At 43.6% G+C, this 18,417-nt stretch carries 15 protein-coding genes; 13 read left to right on the top strand and 2 right to left on the bottom strand.

What is annotated here, in order from left to right; all coding sequences use genetic code 11:
* Positions 1 to 72 precede the first annotated feature (72 nt).
* Positions 73 to 1,041: a phosphate acetyltransferase gene (gene pta, locus O2S85_RS17570; protein WP_269410574.1), complete on the top strand. Its 969-nt coding sequence runs from the start codon at positions 73 to 75 to the stop codon at positions 1,039 to 1,041.
* A gap of 338 nt (positions 1,042 to 1,379) precedes the next feature.
* On the opposite strand, the gene O2S85_RS17565 is transcribed toward pta, so the two are convergent.
* The gene (locus O2S85_RS17565; RefSeq protein ID WP_269410573.1) at positions 1,380 to 2,231 is read right to left on the bottom strand and encodes a lipoate--protein ligase family protein; all 852 of its coding nucleotides are present in this window, start codon (positions 2,229 to 2,231) and stop codon (positions 1,380 to 1,382) included.
* A gap of 162 nt (positions 2,232 to 2,393) precedes the next feature.
* Between O2S85_RS17565 and O2S85_RS17560 the strand changes: the two genes are divergently transcribed.
* The 5 genes from O2S85_RS17560 to O2S85_RS17540 all read left to right on the top strand — a co-directional run bounded on the left by O2S85_RS17560 (position 2,394) and on the right by O2S85_RS17540 (position 6,232).
* Positions 2,394 to 3,704, top strand: a complete 1,311-nt coding sequence (locus O2S85_RS17560; protein WP_269410572.1) for an HD domain-containing protein — start codon at positions 2,394 to 2,396, stop codon at positions 3,702 to 3,704.
* Positions 3,694 to 4,200: a YwgA family protein gene (locus tag O2S85_RS17555; protein ID WP_269410571.1), complete on the top strand. Its 507-nt coding sequence runs from the start codon at positions 3,694 to 3,696 to the stop codon at positions 4,198 to 4,200. Before O2S85_RS17560 ends, O2S85_RS17555 begins: the two co-directional genes overlap by 11 nt.
* A 272-nt stretch (positions 4,201 to 4,472) precedes the next feature.
* On the top strand, positions 4,473 to 4,760 hold the full coding sequence (locus O2S85_RS17550; RefSeq protein ID WP_367746896.1) for a DUF3784 domain-containing protein: 288 nt from the start codon (positions 4,473 to 4,475) through the stop codon (positions 4,758 to 4,760).
* A gap of 33 nt (positions 4,761 to 4,793) precedes the next feature.
* Positions 4,794 to 5,582: a YhfC family intramembrane metalloprotease gene (locus tag O2S85_RS17545; RefSeq protein ID WP_269412635.1), complete on the top strand. Its 789-nt coding sequence runs from the start codon at positions 4,794 to 4,796 to the stop codon at positions 5,580 to 5,582.
* A gap of 122 nt (positions 5,583 to 5,704) precedes the next feature.
* Positions 5,705 to 6,232 carry a YwhD family protein gene (locus tag O2S85_RS17540; RefSeq protein WP_269410569.1) on the top strand — a complete coding sequence of 176 codons (528 nt, stop codon included), beginning with the start codon at positions 5,705 to 5,707 and terminating at the stop codon, positions 6,230 to 6,232.
* Positions 6,233 to 6,405: 173 nt separating this feature from the next.
* On the opposite strand, the gene O2S85_RS17535 is transcribed toward O2S85_RS17540, so the two are convergent.
* On the bottom strand, positions 6,406 to 8,451 hold the full coding sequence (locus O2S85_RS17535; protein ID WP_269410568.1) for a transglycosylase domain-containing protein: 2,046 nt from the start codon (positions 8,449 to 8,451) through the stop codon (positions 6,406 to 6,408).
* A 373-nt stretch (positions 8,452 to 8,824) separates the two neighbouring features.
* On the opposite strand from O2S85_RS17535, the gene O2S85_RS17530 reads away from it, so the two are divergent.
* From O2S85_RS17530 to O2S85_RS17500, 7 genes are all read left to right on the top strand, one after another.
* The gene (locus O2S85_RS17530) at positions 8,825 to 9,262 is read left to right on the top strand and encodes a YwiB family protein (RefSeq protein WP_269410567.1); all 438 of its coding nucleotides are present in this window, start codon (positions 8,825 to 8,827) and stop codon (positions 9,260 to 9,262) included.
* Positions 9,263 to 9,313: 51 nt separating this feature from the next.
* Positions 9,314 to 10,981, top strand: a complete 1,668-nt coding sequence (argS, locus tag O2S85_RS17525) for an arginine--tRNA ligase (RefSeq protein ID WP_269410566.1) — start codon at positions 9,314 to 9,316, stop codon at positions 10,979 to 10,981.
* Between the two features lie 449 nt (positions 10,982 to 11,430).
* Entirely contained in the window at positions 11,431 to 13,536 is a 2,106-nt protein-coding gene (locus O2S85_RS17520; protein ID WP_269410565.1) for a (Fe-S)-binding protein, read from the top strand.
* Positions 13,537 to 13,697: 161 nt separating this feature from the next.
* Positions 13,698 to 14,876 carry an acetyl-CoA C-acetyltransferase gene (locus O2S85_RS17515; RefSeq protein ID WP_269410564.1) on the top strand — a complete coding sequence of 393 codons (1,179 nt, stop codon included), beginning with the start codon at positions 13,698 to 13,700 and terminating at the stop codon, positions 14,874 to 14,876.
* Between the two features lie 152 nt (positions 14,877 to 15,028).
* On the top strand, positions 15,029 to 15,880 hold the full coding sequence (locus O2S85_RS17510) for a 3-hydroxybutyryl-CoA dehydrogenase (RefSeq protein WP_269410563.1): 852 nt from the start codon (positions 15,029 to 15,031) through the stop codon (positions 15,878 to 15,880).
* A gap of 34 nt (positions 15,881 to 15,914) precedes the next feature.
* Positions 15,915 to 17,057: an acyl-CoA dehydrogenase gene (locus tag O2S85_RS17505; protein WP_269410562.1), complete on the top strand. Its 1,143-nt coding sequence runs from the start codon at positions 15,915 to 15,917 to the stop codon at positions 17,055 to 17,057.
* Between the two features lie 42 nt (positions 17,058 to 17,099).
* Positions 17,100 to 18,239, top strand: coding sequence for an acyl-CoA dehydrogenase (locus O2S85_RS17500; protein WP_269410561.1), 1,140 nt, complete (start codon positions 17,100 to 17,102; stop codon positions 18,237 to 18,239).
* Positions 18,240 to 18,417: the final 178 nt, after the last annotated feature.

Raw genomic sequence — 18,417 nt, 5'->3', positions numbered from 1 at the left:
AATCCATTATGATGTTGGTTGGACAGATGATAGCAATCACGAAAGAATTTTATTTGAGAGGAAGGGTTCGATGTGAGTAACCTTTTTGAAACAATTGAAAGCACCATTATTAATCAGGATAAACATATAGTCTTTCCAGAGGGGCAGGATGAACGAATATTGGAAGCTGCTGGTAAATTGGGAGCAGCAGGAATTTTAACCCCTGTGCTACTTGGAAATAAGACGAATATCAAGCATAAAGCGGAGGAAATTGGGGTCGATGTATCCGCAAGCAAAATTGTCGATCCGGCGGAATTTCCGGAATTTGAATTAATGGTTGAAACGTTTGTTGAACGGCGTAAAGGAAAAGCGACTGCAGAGGAAGCTCGTGAGTTGTTGCAGAATGAAAATTATTTTGGCACTATGCTTGTTTACATGAATCAAGCAGACGGGCTGGTAAGTGGGGCAGCACACGCAACAGCGGAGACAGTCCGGCCGGCGTTACAGATTATTAAAACAAAAGAAGGAATCAAGAAAACGTCGGGCGTATTCATTATGGTGCGCGGTGAAGAAAAATATGTATTTGCTGATTGTGCGATCAATATTGCTCCAGACAGTCAGGATTTAGCTGAAATTGCCGTGGAGAGTGGCGAAACTGCCAAATTATTTGATGTGGATCCACGGGTAGCTATGCTTAGTTTTTCTACCAAGGGTTCAGCCAAATCAGATGAGACGAATAAGGTCGTAGAAGCAGTCAAACTGGCAAAGGAAAAGAATCCTGACCTGGTGATTGATGGGGAATTCCAATTTGATGCAGCCTTTGTCCCAAGTGTAGCAAAGAAAAAAGCACCAGATTCAGTTCTGGAAGGTAAGGCAAATGTATTTATCTTCCCAAGTCTTGAGGCAGGCAATATCGGGTATAAAATTGCTCAACGCCTCGGTGGATTTCAAGCCGTTGGTCCGATTTTACAAGGATTAAATCAACCAGTGAATGACTTATCCCGCGGCTGCAATGCCGATGACGTGTATCACCTTGCGCTTATCACTGCCGCTCAATCGTAATCAGCCCGTGTTCCGGGGCGGCTTAATCGGATAGTACAGGGTATCACGCAAATTGGTAGGGAAAATATGGAATCGTAGAGTATTAGTTAAAGCGGGTGCGCAATCGACCAAAAGCACGCGGATATCAACTGGGTTACATGTAATATCGACCAGTGTGCAGTGGATATCAACCATATGCTGCAGGGCATCGACCCAATAACGCGTGATATCGACCAAACGATCCCAAATATCGACCTGCACACTGGAATCATCAACCCAAACGTGCGTGATATCAACCGCTTGCAGGTATCCCGCAGGCGTAAGAGCCACCATTCCTATAGAAGGTCTGGTGGCTCGAATTATTTCATCCTTAAAATGAATTCATTTCGTTTTTCCATTTGCCGGAGCCGTGTATAAAATGTTGCCAGCTCATCCTCTGAGAAATCCGTGCAAATGATTTCCTCACTTAATGTTTTTAAGGCGGCAAAAACTCGTTGTTTCATATCGGCTACGGTTATTTGCTCATGAAGCAGTTCAGACAGGGAGGCCATCGTTTCGGGATTCACCTCGGGATAGGCAAACGTTGCTTCTTCCCCCTGCAAGCTAACCGCATAAAAGTCGCGAATTAATGCGGCACGGTGATGGCTGTCTCCGTTTACATCCAAATAAATTTGAATAGCCGCGCCATCTTTGATTCGACGCTGGGAAATGCCGGCAAATTTGCGACCACCAATACTTAAGTCATAATCACCGGGGCAATAGGAGCCAACAATTTCGTAAGCTTCAATTGCGTCCGTCTTATCCCGCAGCATGAATTGAACAAAGCTGACCATCGCCTCATAACAGTCGTAAATTGATATATGTTTTACCCCGGGTAAGACGAGTGAGATATTTAACACGCCTGCATCAAGGGCAACGGCAAGCCCGCCTGAATTACGGACAATTACCTGATATCCCTGCTCCTGAAGCATCGTAATTCCCTGTTCAATAAAGGGGAGGCGGGCATCAGGAATACCAAGCACGATTGTTTCCGGATGTACCCATAATCGGAGGGTCGGTGGTGAGTTCCCCTCGCTGACTGATGTTGCCAGGGCATCATCAATGGCAAACGAGGCCATGGCCGAAATGGGTATCTGTTCGATATATGCTTGTTCTGATTGATCCACATAGCGAAATGTTGTATGTCGTATAATATCTTGCCAATTTTTCATATTTTACTCCTTGCAGTGCTTTGGAAACTGCATCATTGTCATGTTTTCCTCAATATGAGCAATGCGCCGGCAACAATGAATTTGCCAAAGCCTCTTTTTAACTTCGGGTTTCTATTATATAATATAACAAAACTATCGAAAAGAAACGGGTTGTGTAATGAAATGTATAAAGAAGAACAGTTGGATGAGGAAAAAGTATTTAAAGATCCTGTGCATCGATATGTTCATGTGAATGATCGGGTCATTTGGGATTTAATCGCAACACCGGAATTTCAACGTTTGCGGCGAATTAAACAACTGGGGACGAGCAACCTGACTTTTCATGGTGCTGAACATAGTCGTTTTAACCATTCATTGGGCGTGTATGAGATTGTCCGCCGAATCATATTCAACTTCCAGAATCAACCGCAATGGAACAATAATGAACGTTTGTTGTGCCTTTGTGCCGCATTATTGCATGATTTGGGACATGGTCCTTTTTCCCATTCCTTTGAAAAAGTCTTTAAACTCGATCATGAAGATTTTACCCAGAAAATTATCCTTGGTAATACGCAAATACATACGATTTTAGAACGGGTGGAACAGGGTTTTTCCCAAAAGGTTGCGGACGTGATTGCGAAAACATATGAAGATAAGCTGGTTGTCAGTCTTATCTCCAGTCAAATTGATGCCGACCGGATGGATTATTTGCAGCGGGATGCTTATTTTACTGGGGTCAGTTATGGCCATTTTGATATGGAGCGAATTCTGAGAGTGATGCGCCCGCTTGACGATCAGGTTGTTATTAAGTCGAGTGGGATGCATGCGGTGGAGGACTACATCATGAGCCGTTATCAAATGTATTGGCAGGTATACTTTCACCCGGTAACCCGCAGTGCTGAAGTGATTCTATCAAAGATTTTGCATCGGGCGAAGTATTTGTTTGATAATAACTATCAATTTAAGCTAAAGCCGACGCATTTTATTTCTTTTTTTAACGAAAAACCCGATCTTGATGAATACTTGAAACTGGATGAAGCAATTGTATTCTATTATTTCCAGCTTTGGCAGGAGGAAGACGATGCGATTCTACGTGACCTGTGCGAACGGTTTATGAATCGGCGGCTGTTTAAGTATGTGGAATTCAATCCAAACCTGCAAATGAAAGAATGGATGGAGCTGTACCGAATGTTTCAGGAAGCTGGAATCGATCCGGAATATTATCTGGTGGTTGACTCATCGTCAGACTTGCCATACGATTTTTACCGGCCTGGTGAGGAGGAAGAGCGTCTGCCGATTTTCTTGCTGATGCCAAATCATGAACTTCGCGAGCTTTCCCGCGAATCGGATATTGTTGAGTCCATTTCCGGGAAGAAACGTACCGATCATAAGCTATATTTTCCAGCTGATGTACTTCCGGAAATGGATGATGATAAAAGAAAACGGATACTAGAACTTTTGTATCATGAGGGAGCGAATCAACATGTTAACTGATCATGCCAAATTAATGCACTTCTTTTCTATTGCAAAAGAGGTACCAGGCCGCAAAAAGTTGCAGAAAATGATTTATATTTTACAAAAAAACCATGTACCGTTTGCAGAAAAGTTTCAGTTTCATTTTTATGGACCGTATTCAGAGGAACTGTCTCTGAGAGTAGAAGAGCTGACAAACTTGGGATTTGTTTCAGAAGAGAAAGAGGAAAAAAGTAATTATTATCAATACAATTATCAAATCACAAAGGATGGTCAGGAATTCCTGCGTCAGTTTTCCCTGGACATGCCTGATTTTGCTGATAAGGTAGCAGAATTGAAAACAAAAAGTTCCCGGTTTTTGGAACTTGTCGCAACGATGCTTTATTTTGATGATTTACCGAGAAAACAAGTGGTAGAGAAGGTCTACATGGTTAAACCCAAACAAAATTATTCGGAACAGGAAATTAAAGAAGCTTGGGTTTTGATCGATTCATTGAAAGAAAATCCGCCTGCATAAGGGCGGATTTTCTTTAAGGTAAGCAAATATACAAATCATCCAGCTCTATTCTGCCCTTGTCAGGATAAAGCCCACTCATCTCTCCCCTGGTTTCTCCCAAGGCAACGTGCCGATTTTTCGATCCGACATATCGACCAAATTATCTTTTGTCACCTCAAAAACCTTACCTATCTGTTATGAATAAATGAAACATTTATAAACGATTATCGTAAACCTTGGTAGGGAGAAATCATACAAGACTTTTGCGGGATTAAAGGATGTGAAACGTGGACATGGATTCACTGATTGGTATCATTATTGGTGCATGTTTCGTATGGATTGGATACGTTGTCCGGTCTAAAAAAACATTTTTCTTTTTTGCTGGTTTTTGGGAACCAGTGAATAGAGAGAAGCTAGCACGCAGAATAGGGGTTCTATTCATTGTCACTGGTATTATCGCTATTATAACATCATTCTTAGTCATTTGGTTTAGCTCCATTGGTGCAGTATCTGGAATTCTGGTGTTTATATTAATCATTATGATTCTCATATCGATCATTTTGGACCAGGTGGGTTATTAAAAATTTGAAAGGGATAAGGGGGATAAACAATTGGTGGGTACTTTATCCATTGTATTTATGGTGATCAGCGGGGTTTTGGCAATTGGGGTACCAGTGTTTTGTGCAATTTATTTTATAAGAAAATACCGGATTTCCTGGAAGCCGATTCTGATCGGGCTGCTCGTTTTTATTGTGTTTTCGCAAATCCTGGAGAAATTACTGCATCAATATGTGTTCGGGGTTAATCCATACACACAGGAGTGGTTAACAAATCCCTACCTTTACGCTCTTTACGGCTGTTTGGCTGCGGGGATATTTGAGGAAGTGGGACGATACATTGGATTTCGTTACTTTTTGAAAAATTATCGAGACTGGAAAGATGGGATTGCTTATGGGATTGGACATGGTGGTGTTGAAGCGTTTTTCATCGGAGGATTGGCAAGTATTTCATTAATCATCAATGCCTATATGGTCAATTCAGGAACCTTAGATACACTCATCCAGACAAACAGCGGGAGTGTTGCTGAAGGCTTGCAGGCTGGAAAAGAACAATTGGTAAACACACCTGCTTATGTGTATTTATTTACTGGCTTGGAAAGAATATTCGCCTTTACGCATCACTTAGGGTTTTCATTATTGGTTCTCTATGGAGTGAAAAGCCAGAAAATGAAATATCTGCTATACGCGATTTTAGCTCATGCTGCGGTTGACTTTGTTGCAACTTTATATCAAAAAATCCATTTTAACATTTTCATAGTAGAGAGTTTCAACTGTATTGTTGCAATTTTGGCCGTTGTTTTCATAGTAAAATCAAGGTCCTTGTTTACAAATAGAGAGATTTAAACTTATAAAATTCTTCCTCAACTGTTTTTTCTAATTCATTGAAGCAAGGGAACCCTCACTGAATGAAGTTTCGCTTTACCTGTGCTACAATAGGTACCATCAGTATGAAGGAGGTTCAAAGAATGAGTTCAGAACAGTCTTCCAACAATAAGAAGAGTAATCCATTCACTATTATAAAAGATGATCCGCTTGATGGAGATAGGGGCTTTGGTGCAGGTTCAATTAGTCTGGAAAATGTTTCACCGGTGATTGTCGATCCAAATGAAGATCGGGCATTTGTCGATATGGGCGCCATGCATGGACGGAGCCAGGTAGAACGTCGCGTGAAATTTTTGCCGGATAAAGATGCCGTTCCGAATGGTAAATTGTACTGGATTGTTTGGGTTACAGTTGATAAAGGAGAAAACGGCCCATATTTTTCCGGTGTTTGTGGCAGTGAGATTAGGGTTGACCGTTCGATAAAGCGCGCCTATAAATCCATGCCTGAACATGTTACCCATATGGAAAAATCCTTAAAAGGAAAAATTATCCTTGATCATATGGACGAACATTCCAAACAGCTGTTACGCGACTTCCTTGTTGATTTCAATGGCGGTGACATGTGGAATAATTCCGCCGACGAATTGAAGCAGGCACTTCCGAAATCGTGAACAATTTGTGAATGAATCGTGAACAATTGCAGAATATGTTGTACTTTACAAGATAAATTTGTAAAATATGATATACATGGGCTTACACATGTATTACTAGGACAAAAAAACGGCTGATCCGATTAACGGGTCAGCCGTTTTTTAGGGACAAGGGGGACAGCCTCCTTGTCCCGTCAAAACAGCGATTCAAATAGTTTTTTTAATGTACCTTTTTTCTTGTCTTTCTGTTGTTTATGACCGTCACCGTTTTTTGCTTTATCATTTGGTAAGTGAAGGCTGCAATATTCAGTTGGTTCAGTGCCTTTTTTAAAGTACATGACACGACTATGATTACAATAGCGTGTGGCACGTTTACCTGTTTCCGGATCAATGGACACTTTGACAACACCCGATGGGACGGCAAATTTACGTGGTGGCATATCCTTGTGGGCGGCCTCCATAAATCCTGCCCAAACCTCTTTGGCATAAGCTGTTTCGGCAACCTTTTCCATTTGGCGATTGTCGTCATAGCCGGTCCAGATGCCTGTTACCAAATCAGGACTATAGCCAATCATCCAGCTGTCTGAGTCGGTGGATCCGGATTTGCCAGCATAAGGCCGGGATAGTTTATCAGCAACAGTAGAACCGGTGACTGACATATAACCATTTAATGAACGGTCAAACATTCCCGTCATCAGTTGGGTCAACACAAATGTCGTTTGCGGGTCGAGAATTTGTTCTCCACTGTTATGGTCCCGTTTATAAAGTACCTTGCCACTCGGATCCATGATTTTCTCCACGGTATAAGCTTCAATATCGTGACCACCATTTGCCAGGATGCCGTACCCTGTTACCATCTCTTTTACAGACACAGTAGCGGTTCCAAGGGCGAGCGATGGTACTTTGGGCAATTGACTGGTAATACCTAGTTTCCTTGCTGTATGGATTAGCTTATCGACACCTAAAAATAGATTCGTTTTTACAGCATAAATGTTATCGGATAATGCCAGGGCCTGAGCTAGTGTAATTGGCTTATTGGCATAATAGCCATCAAAGTTGTTTGGTGTGTATTTTCCGCCACTTTCCAATTTGAAAACGGTTGGCTTGCTCATCAGCATGGTCGTTGGTGTGTACCCGTTTTGTAGTGCAGCATAGTATAAAAATGGCTTAAAGGCTGAGCCGGGCATGCGTTTTGCCTGAATCGCACGGTTGAACGAGCTGTCCTCGTAATCCTTGCCGCCGATGAGTGCCCGCATTGCACCATTATGGGGATCCATGGCGATCGCTCCAACCTGAATATCGCTACTATCCTGGAAGACTGTGTTCGTTTGTTTTTCCAACTTTGTTTGTTTATCCGTATCTAATGTCGTATAGATTTGATAACCGCCGGAACGCACTTTTTCCTTATCAAGTTCCAACAGGTTTGCTGCTTCATGTAAAACGGTGTCCTGAAAATAGGGAGCCTTGTCCGCCTTCTGTTGATCAACCGGTTTGGTAAAGGCAAGTTCGGTATGGATTGCCTGTTCATAATCCTGGGCACTGATGATATGGCGATTACGCAACAAACCCAATATCCACTTTTGCCTCTTTTTGGCATTTGCCAGATTATTGTAAGGCGAGTAATAGGTTGGCCCCTTGGGAATACCCGCGAGCATTGCCGCTTCAGCAAGGGATAATTCATTGGCCGATTTATTAAAGTAATATTTACTGGCATCTTCCACACCATATGCACCGTGTCCGTAGTAAATTGTGTTTAAATACCCTTCCAGAATCTTATCCTTTGAATAGAACATTTCCAGGCGAATCGTATAAAATGCTTCTTGCAGTTTCCGCGTCCAAGTTTTTTCAAAAGACAAATACAAGTTTCGGGCATACTGCTGGGTAAGTGTACTCGCACCCTGTTTTAATGACATCGTTTTCAAATCTGTCCAGACAGCACCCATGATTCGTGGAATATCAAACCCGTGATGATTGTAAAAGTGGCGATCTTCAGCAAGAAGCGTTGCCTGGATTAATTGGTCGGATATGTCGCTTAAATCCACCCAATCCTCACCACGGTTACCACGCTCTTCGCCAATCACTTTTCCATCCTGACTATAGTAAACCGTGTTTTGTTGAGGCACGAGATCAGGTGGACCAAGCAGATAGCTCGCCAAATAAACACCTGATAGAAGGACCAGGACAGATAAAAAAACTCCCAATATAAGTTTTATGTAAATACGTTTTTTAAACCATTTCATCTGATTAACTCCAATTTCGTTGTTTGAGCGGTTTGTTGGTTGAGTCGAGCAGATATCCCGCTTGGACAAGCAAGAGTACGGCTAATCTTGAGCAGTTGCGGCCTAATTACGAGCGGCCATATGCCAAACATGAGCGGTTATCCGGATTTTTTGAACGTGTACATTATACCCATTATAGGAAAAGATAAATGGAAATAAACACAGGTCACAAGTACGCAAACTATTCGGAATTGCGTAGGTGCCTGGTACGCAAATAGTTCTGAATAGTTTAGTTTAACCGGATCTTTGGTATAGAAACAATTAATATTGAAATTGATCCCCTTTTATCGCTATAATTAGTAGATATCCGACTGAATTGGCAGGAGCGATTAGTATGAAACAGGAACAAAGCCAGGTTGCAATTGAACTTCATATGTGGATTGAAGATAACGGGCAAGTAGAGGAAACGACAACGAAAGCAACCGGCTATTTATATAACCGAAATAAAATGGATGTTTTAACGTATCATGAGCAACTGGAAAACAGCGGGGATACGATTAAGAACTTATTGACAATCCAACGGGAAAAGGTGAGCATTAAACGCTCGGGTGCGGTTGCTATGCACCAGCAATTTAGCCCGGGTGAAACTTCCGAGACGCTGTTTCAACATATGCATGGGGCGATCCATATGGAAACTTATACCGAGGAAATTGTCTATCAACCACCAAGACGAACGAAACCAGGCGAATTATCGGTAGCCTATCAGGTGAAACTGAATGGACAGGATGCCCGAAGACACCAATTAACACTGACGATACAAAAAGCAGTTTAACGACGAAATATACGAAAAAATCTTAATGAAGCGAAATGAGGAGGCTTCCCAATGAACATACTAGCGCAAACCGAAGAAACATTGAAGCAGGAAATGATTAAGGCGGTAGTCCAGGCAAATTTGGCAACGGAACAAGAGCTGCCGGAAATAACGCTGGAAAAACCAAAAGATAAAGCACACGGTGATTTTGCATCCAATATTGCCATGCAGCTGGCTCGCATTGCCAAAAAAGCACCACGGCAAATTGCGGAAGACATTGTCGCAAACCTCGATCAAACCAAGGCGGCCATCGAAAAGGTCGAAATTGCCGGACCGGGATTTATTAACTTTTTTACCAAAGATGACCTGTTTAGTGAGATCGTGCCTGCTATTTTGCAAGCAGGGGATGCATACGGCAGAAGCAATGCCGGCCAAGGGGAAAAGGTTCAGGTTGAATTCGTTTCTGTTAACCCGACTGGTGACTTGCATCTTGGTCATGCACGCGGGGCAGCGTTTGGCGATGTGCTTTGCAATGTACTGGATACTGCGGGCTATCAAGTAGAACGAGAATACTATATGAACGATGCCGGTAACCAGATTGATAACCTGGCTTTGTCCGTGGAAGCACGTTATTTACAGGCACTAGGCATGGATGCAGAAATGCCCGCAGATGGCTATCACGGCCCTGATATTATTAGGATCGGTGAAGAACTGGCCAAAAAAGATGGCGATAAATGGGCGAATGCGGATAAGGAAAAACGTTTATCATTTTTTAAAGAATATGGGCTGGAATATGAAATGAACAAGATAAAAAAGGACTTAGCCGATTTTCGCGTTCATTTCGACAACTGGTTCTCGGAACGGTCGCTATATAAGGAAAATAAAATTGCCGATGCACTGGAAACGTTGAAACAGGGAGACTATATTTATGAACAAGATGGTGCGACCTGGTTCCGCTCGACAGCATTTGGCGATGACAAAGATCGTGTGTTAATTAAGAAAGATGGCAGTTATACGTATTTAACCCCGGACATTGCTTACCATCAAAATAAATTGGAACGCGGTTTTGATAAAATCATAAACGTCTGGGGTGCGGATCATCATGGATATATTCCGCGCATGCGAGCGGCTATCCGGGCACTTGGCTATGAAAAGGAAAAATTTGCGGTGAAAATTATCCAAATGGTCAACCTGTTTGAAAACGGGGAGAAAATTCGGATGAGTAAACGGACCGGAAACGCAGTAGCATTGCGGGAATTGATGGATGAGGTTGGTATTGATGCGGTACGTTATTTCTTCGTGATGCGTTCCAATGACTCACAGCTTGATTTTGACTTGAATTTGGCGCGTTCTGAGTCAAATGATAACCCTGTTTATTATGTGCAATACGCCCATGCTCGAATTTGTACCATGCTCAAACAGGCAGAAGAAAAAGGATTGGTTACAAAACAATATGATACGGGACTATTAACAGCGGAAAAGGAAATCGATCTGCTGAAAAAATTGGGGGATTTCCCACAGGTAATAGCCGACGCGGCCATGAAAGAAACGCCGCATAAGGTAACCCAATACATTTTTGAGTTGGCCTCTTTATTGCATAGCTTCTACAATGCTGAAAAAGTACTGGACACCGAAAATCCGGAACGTTCCAAAGCACGCGTTGCTCTTATGCAAGCCGTTCGCATTACTATCGCTAACGGTTTGAACCTAATCGGAGTCACCGCACCGGAAAAAATGTAGAGACAGCGTGGCAGTTAGTTTGGCCAAGGACAGAGGGTTGAATTCCTCTGTCTTATTTTTTGCGGGGAGGAAAAAAGGGGGGGCTAATCGCCGATAAAAGTGCAGAAACCGCTGATAAATCAGAGCAACTGCTACCCAGCCATTGCCAAAACCGCCCAATCTGCTATGAAAAATGATGGGATAGGAGAACCGCCCATTTCCCATCCGTTCATAATTCTCACATAAATTTTAAAAATGTATTGACTGAATGGTCATTCACATTTAAAGTAGGAGTAGAACCTTTTTATTATCTTTTAAATGCAATCGCTGTCATTTTAAAGGATAATTCAGAATAATGTATAGCTGGAGCTGGGGGAATTGTAGCTTACCATGGCTATGCTCTGTGTATTGGTTTTTGGCATCCATTTATTTATATATTTCTTACTACATAAAAAGGGGGAGCTCGGATTATGAACACGCTACTGCTGCTTAATGCGATTCTATTTACAGCCATTGTTATTTACGGTGTGTACTTGTTTGGCAGAGTCGTAGCAACACGGATAGCATATATCAAATTGGGGAAGAAGTCGGAATTTGATGGGGAAATCAAAGAACGGCTGCGAAGAATTGGCAAAATTGTTTTCGGACAATCCAAGCTGCTAAAGGATAAAAAGTCCGGGGTCATGCATGTCATGATGTTTTACGGATTTATCCTGGTTCAATTTGGTGCCATTGATATGTTCGTAAAAGGATTGGCACCTGGTAAACACTTGCCGTTTGGGGTGTTTTATCCCGGATTTACCTTTTTCCAGGAGCTCGTTACGTTAATGATCCTGGTTGCCGTTGCTATTGGTTTTCACCGGCGCTATGTAGAAAAGATTGTCCGATTAAAACGGGGCTTTAAAGCGGGACTTGTGTTGATTTTTATCGGAACATTAATGCTCTCGGTTTTAGTTGGTAATGGAATGGCGCAAATTTGGCATGGAACCGAAGCAACATGGACAGAGCCTGTTGCCAGTTTAATTGGAATGGCCTTTGGCTGGATGTCGCCAACTGCTGCATTAGTTGTATTTTATATCGCCTGGTGGGTGCATGCGATTACAATTTTAACTTTCTTAGTGTATGTACCACAATCGAAGCATGCGCACCTGATTGCCGCACCAATTAATGTATTTTTGAGCAAACGGGTTACAGGGAAGCTAAATAAAATAGATTTTGATCTCGATGAAGATGCTGCCGAAGATGAAGCGGACATTTCCTTTGGTGTTGGTAAAATTGAGGACTTTGAACAATTTCAAATGATTGATTTTTATGCCTGTGTAGAATGCGGACGTTGTACCGATGTTTGCCCGGCATCCGGGACCGGTAAAATGTTGTCACCGATGGATTTGATGATCAAAATGCGTGACCATTTAACAGAAAAAGGGGCGGCGGTGACCGGAAAAACACCATGGGTTCCAGCGTATGCGTTTTCCAATACGAAAGGGAATCAAATCGCTCGCCAGGAAGCGGCAGCAAGTATGGAGGATGTAAACCTGATTGGTGACGTAATTACTCAGGAAGAACTGTTTGCCTGTACAACTTGCCGGAATTGTGAGGATGCTTGTCCGGTGATGAACGAGCATGTCGATAAAATTATTGATCTGCGTCGTTACCTGGTGATGACAGAAGGAAAAATGGATCCGGATGCCCAGCGCGCAGTCATGAATATTGAACGTCAGGGTAACCCATGGGGATTATCGAAAAAAGACCGGATCAAATGGCGGGAACTGGATGAATCCGTTTATATCCCAACCGTTAAGGAATTGAAAAAAGAAGACAAATCATTTGAATATCTTTTCTGGGTAAGCTCGATGGGAGCATATGATAACCGCAGTCAAAAAATTGCGATTGCGTTTGCCAAATTGATGAATCAAGCAGGCATCAGCTTTGCGATTCTAGGGAATAAAGAAGCAAACTCTGGTGACACTGCCCGCCGGATTGGCAACGAATTCTTATTCCAGGAAATTGCCGAAAAAAATATCAAGGAGTTTGAGAAACATGGTGTGACCAAGATTGTGACCACTGATCCTCATGCATACAACATTTTCAAAAATGAATATCCGGACTTTGGTTTTGAAGCGGAGGTTTATCATCATACACAACTGCTGTTTGATTTGGTTATGAGTGGAAAGCTGGAACCAAAAGGGGAAATCAACGAACGGCTCACTTATCATGACTCTTGTTATCTTGGACGTTATAATGGCGTGTATGATCCGCCGAGAGAAATTCTCAAATCGATTCCGGGACTGGAACTGGTAGAAATGAAGCGTAATAGAGAGAACGCAATGTGTTGTGGAGCTGGTGGCGGATTAATGTGGAGTGAGGAAACAACCGGCAACAGAATCAATGTAGCTCGTACAGAACAGGCAATCGCCGTACAGCCAACCATGATATCCAGCGCCTGTCCATATTGCTTAACCATGCTTAGTGATGGTACGAAGGCAAAAGAAGTGGAAGACGATATTGGAACGATGGATGTTGCGGAAATACTGGCAATGTCTGTATTTACTGAGGAATATACGAAAACGGCTTAATGAATAGTTCATAACCATAGACTAACGTGATAAACTAATAGAGGGAGGTTGTTCTCCCTCTATATAGTACCTCTACAGTGAGCGAGCGTTCAATCAATTATAGAAAGCGTTAACAAAACTAGTAAACTTCGATAAACTCCGATAGAAAGGAATGGGTCATAATGAGAAAATCAGTTATTGTATCAGGAGCACGCACCCCCTTTGGTAAGTTTGGCGGCGTATTAACACCGTTTACAGCTGCCCAATTAGGAGGGAAGTCAATCAGTGCTGCATTGGATCGTGCAGGTTTACCGGGAACAGAGATCGATGAAGTGATAATGGGGACAGTGCTACAAGGTGGTCAAGGCCAAATCCCATCACGGCAGGCGGCTCGTGAAGCAGGGGTTCCATGGGATGTCAAAACAGAAACGATTAACAAAGTATGTGCCTCTGGATTGCGCAGTGTAACTCTGGCCGATCAGCTCATTCGCCTCGGTGATGAGGATACGATTGTTGCCGGGGGGATGGAGAGCATGAGCAATGCCCCTTATTATCTGCCTGATGCACGCTGGGGCAATCGGATGGGTGATAAAAAGGTAGTTGATATGATGGTTCATGATGGCCTGACATGTTCCTTTAGAGGCATTCATATGGGGAATTACGGCAATTCGACGGCAGAAAAATTCGGATTATCCAGAGAAGGGCAGGATGAATGGGCACTCCGCAGCCATCAGCGGGCGATTAAAGCAATCGAGGATGGCAAATTTGCTGAAGAAATTGTGCCATTGGAGGTGCCACAACGAAAGGGAGAATCAATTATTGTTGATACCGATGAAGCACCACGAAAGGATACCAGTCTGGATAAACTGGCGGCATTGTCTCCAGCGTTTGACCCGGATGGGACGGTGACAGCGGGGAATGCACCAGGCGTGAATGACGGGGCGTGTGCCTTTGTAGTAATGTCCGATGAAAAGGCAGCAAATTTGGGAAAAACACCAATGGCAACCATTCTTGGTCACGCCGAAGTAGCAGTTGAAGCGGAGAACTTCCCGGAAACTCCGGGACGTGTCATCAATAAATTACTGGAGAAGACGGGCTATTCCAAAGACGATATTGATTTGTACGAGATCAACGAAGCATTCGCTGTTGTTTCGCTGGCAAGTGGAAAAATAGCCGGGATTGACATGGAAAAAGTTAATGTAAATGGCGGGGCAGTTGCACTCGGCCATCCAATTGGTGCCAGCGGAGCCCGGATTATTTTAACCTTGATTCACGAATTGAAACGTCGCGGCGGCGGATTAGGAGTTGCGGCCATTTGCAGTGGCGGCGGGCAAGGCGATGCAATCCTGGTGGAGGTTTAATAGCGAAAAGCCGAAGTTCGACATATTTTCGCCGGAATTCGATACATTTTCGCCGAAGTTTGACAAAAATTCGCCGGAGTTCGGCATACTTTCGCCGCAGTTCACAAATAGGCAGGAATTCTTTCGTAGTAATAAAGAAAGGGGAAAAACGAATGGATATTACAAACGTCATGGTGATCGGGGCTGGGCAAATGGGGGCTGGGATTGCCCAGGTCTGTGCCCAGTCCGGATTTAACGTATATTTACATGATATGAGTGAGCAGGCATTGGATAAAGGATTAAGCACGATTGAAAAACTACTGACCAGGTCTGTCGACAAACAGCGGATCAGTGAAGCGGATAAAACAGAAACATTAAACCGGCTACACAAATCGGCGACACTAACTGATGCTGCTTCATGTGATTTGGTCATTGAAGCAGTTGTAGAAAATATGGATGTCAAAGCAAAAGTGTTTACGGAATTGGATCAAGTGACACCAGCCCACACGATTTTGGCGACGAATACATCATCACTGCCAATTACGGAAATTGCCGCTACAACAAACCGGCCTGACCAGGTGATCGGTATGCATTTTATGAATCCGGTTCCAGTTATGAAACTCGTGGAAATTATTCGTGGCCTGCAAACAAGTGATGCGACATACCGGCAAATTGCCAATATGGCTGAACAACTGGGGAAGACATCGGTGGAAGTAAGTGACCTTCCAGGGTTTGCAGCCAATCGTATTTTAATGCCAATGATAAATGAAGCAGTGTATGCCCTGCATGAAGGGGTAGCGTCTGTTGAAGATATTGATACCGTTATGAAACTTGGTATGAACCATCCGATGGGGCCGTTAACCTTGGCTGACTTTATTGGCCTGGATACTTGTCTATATATCATGGAGGTGCTTCATGAAGGGTTTGGTGATAGCAAATATCGTCCATGTCCATTGCTTCGGAAGTACGTCAATGCGGGCTGGTTAGGCAAAAAATCCGGTCGCGGCTTTTACCAATACAATTAAAACAACATGGCTTTACATACAAGGGGGAGCATGTATGAAAATGCACTTTTCTGAAGAACAGGAAATGATGCGTCAGATGGTTCGCGCCTTCGCACAGAAAGAAGTCGAAAGGGAAGTAGCCCGGATGGAGAAGGAGGACCGCTTTCCAAGAGAATTGGTGAAACGGATGGGAGAGCTTGGCCTGATGGGGATCCCGCTTCCGGGAAAATATGGTGGCAGTGGTATGGATTTTCCCGCTTACATTATCGCGATTCATGAGTTGTCAAAAGTAAGTGCAACACTTGGCGTTATCTTGTCGGTTCATACATCGGTTGGAACCAATCCAATCCGTTATTTTGGTAATGAAATGCAAAAAAACTACTACCTGCCTAAACTTGCAGCAGGTGAATATTTGGGTGCATTTGCTTTGACTGAACCCAGTTCCGGATCTGATGCGGCAAGTCTCAAGACAATGGCAAAAAAGGATGATGACCACTATATTTTAAACGGTTCCAAAATGTTTATTACCAATGGTGGCGAAGCAGATACATATATCACTTTTGCCAGAACAGGTGATGAACAAGGGAAAAAAGGGATTAGTGCATTTATTGTCGAAAAAGGTACACCAGGATTAATGATTGGTAAGCCGGAACGAAAAATGGGGCTGCATGGCTCAAACACGGTGGAGCTAACATTTGATCATTGTGCCGTGCCACAAGAACAATTGCTTGGCAAGGAAGGTGACGGTTTTAATATCGCTATGGCTAACCTGAATGTTGGCAGAATCGGGATTGCCGCACAGGCGTTGGGAATTGCTGATGCGGCACTTGAATTGGCGGTTTCCTATGCCAAAGAACGGGAACAATTTGGCCGCCCGATCGCCAGACAGCAAGGTGTTTCCTTTAAACTTGCCGACATGGCAACACAAGTGGAAGCGGCAAAACTATTAGTCTATCATGCTGCATCATTGGTCGAGCAAGATGTGCCTTGTGCCAAAGAAGTGTCCATGGCAAAAATGTATGCCTCCAAGACAGCCAGAAATACAGCAATTGAAGCGGTGCAGATTTATGGTGGGTACGGCTATACCGAGGATTATCCGGTTGAACGGCTGTTTCGGGATGCAAAAATCACCGAAATCTATGAAGGAACAAACGAAATTCAGCATATGGTCATTGCAAGAGAACTTTTACGCAAATAGCTGTCGAACGTGAAGGCTTACAATATGCAGGAGGGTAGAACGATGAACTTTCAATTAACAGAAGAACAAGAAATGCTCAGGAAAATGGTTCGCGATTTTGCAAAAAAGGACGTAGAACCAACTGCTGCTGAACGTGATGAGGAAGAACGATTTGACCGGGGGATTTTTGACAAGATGGCAGAACTTGGCTTGACCGGGATCCCGTGGCCAGAGGAATATGGCGGGATTGGTGCGGATTTTGTCAGCTATGTCATCGCGGTAGAAGAATTATCGCGAGTTTGTGCCTCTACAGGGGTAACGCTTTCCGCCCATCTATCACTTTGCAGCTGGCCGATTTACAAATATGGTAATGAGAAGCAAAAGCAGACATTTCTAACCCGGCTGGCAACTGGCGAATCGCTGGGCGCTTATGCCTTGTCCGAACCAGGTGCAGGCAGTGATGCGGCCTCGATGAAAACCGTTGCCAAAAGGGACGGAGACGATTATGTGCTAAACGGGAATAAGGTTTGGATTACCAATGGCGGAGTTGCTGATATTTATATCGTCTTTGCCAAAACCAATCCGGATGCCAAGCATAAGGGGGTCAGTGCCTTTATTGTGGAAAAAGGAACACCAGGCTTCACATTTGGCAAAAAGGAAAAGAAATTAGGCATTCGCTCATCGACTACAACGGAACTGATTTTTGAAAACTGCCGCATTCCTAAAGAAAACCTGCTTGGTGCAGAAGGTGAAGGGTTTAAAATTGCCATGTCCACACTTGATGGCGGACGTAATGGTATTGCTGCTCAAGCTGTTGGAATCGCACAAGGCGCACTTGATGCTGCGGTTGGCTATGCGAAGGAACGGGAGCAATTCGGTAAACCAATCGCCCGTAATCAAGGTATCTCATTTAAATTGGCGGATATGGCAACGGAGATAGAAGCCGCCCGTCTGTTAACCTATCAGGCTGCATGGCTGGAATCGCAGGGCCAACCGTATGGAAAAGCATCGGCTATGTCCAAATTGTTTGCCGGTGATACGGCCATGAACGTTACCGTAGAAGCTGTCCAAGTGTTTGGCGGCTATGGCTATACAAAAGATTACCCTGTTGAGCGATTTATGCGCGATGCAAAAATAACCCAAATCTATGAAGGAACCAACGAAGTACAACGCCTGGTCATTGGCAGAATGCTGACGAAATAACGGATTTCTTTGAATAGAGAAAAGGTTTTTAGAACACTGAGCGGCCCGAATACACGTAGACTCCTGTGGGAACAGTGGCCAGAGTGAGACCCCACAGCGAGGTACTTAAGGAAGGCCGACTAAAAACGGCCTTTGCGGCCAACGTCGGCATACCCCTTGCCGGGGCAAGGAGCACCCA

The sequence above is a fragment of the Lentibacillus daqui genome (assembly GCF_027186265.1).
GTDB lineage: Bacteria > Bacillota > Bacilli > Bacillales > Amphibacillaceae > Lentibacillus_C > Lentibacillus_C daqui.
The sequence above is the reverse complement of the archived record's forward strand: the minus strand, read 5'-3'. Positions and strand labels throughout refer to the sequence as shown.

Coding starts and splice junctions, on each gene's coding strand:
- O2S85_RS17565 (WP_269410573.1), bottom strand. CDS start 2,231: ATGAAAAATTGGCAAGATATTATACGACATACAACATTTCGCTATGTG.
- O2S85_RS17560 (WP_269410572.1), top strand. CDS start 2,394: ATGTATAAAGAAGAACAGTTGGATGAGGAAAAAGTATTTAAAGATCCT.
- O2S85_RS17555 (WP_269410571.1), top strand. CDS start 3,694: ATGTTAACTGATCATGCCAAATTAATGCACTTCTTTTCTATTGCAAAA.
- O2S85_RS17550 (WP_367746896.1), top strand. CDS start 4,473: ATGGATTCACTGATTGGTATCATTATTGGTGCATGTTTCGTATGGATT.
- O2S85_RS17540 (WP_269410569.1), top strand. CDS start 5,705: ATGAGTTCAGAACAGTCTTCCAACAATAAGAAGAGTAATCCATTCACT.
- O2S85_RS17535 (WP_269410568.1), bottom strand. CDS start 8,451: ATGAAATGGTTTAAAAAACGTATTTACATAAAACTTATATTGGGAGTT.
- O2S85_RS17530 (WP_269410567.1), top strand. CDS start 8,825: ATGAAACAGGAACAAAGCCAGGTTGCAATTGAACTTCATATGTGGATT.
- argS (WP_269410566.1), top strand. CDS start 9,314: ATGAACATACTAGCGCAAACCGAAGAAACATTGAAGCAGGAAATGATT.
- O2S85_RS17520 (WP_269410565.1), top strand. CDS start 11,431: ATGAACACGCTACTGCTGCTTAATGCGATTCTATTTACAGCCATTGTT.
- O2S85_RS17515 (WP_269410564.1), top strand. CDS start 13,698: ATGAGAAAATCAGTTATTGTATCAGGAGCACGCACCCCCTTTGGTAAG.
- O2S85_RS17510 (WP_269410563.1), top strand. CDS start 15,029: ATGGATATTACAAACGTCATGGTGATCGGGGCTGGGCAAATGGGGGCT.
- O2S85_RS17505 (WP_269410562.1), top strand. CDS start 15,915: ATGAAAATGCACTTTTCTGAAGAACAGGAAATGATGCGTCAGATGGTT.
- O2S85_RS17500 (WP_269410561.1), top strand. CDS start 17,100: ATGAACTTTCAATTAACAGAAGAACAAGAAATGCTCAGGAAAATGGTT.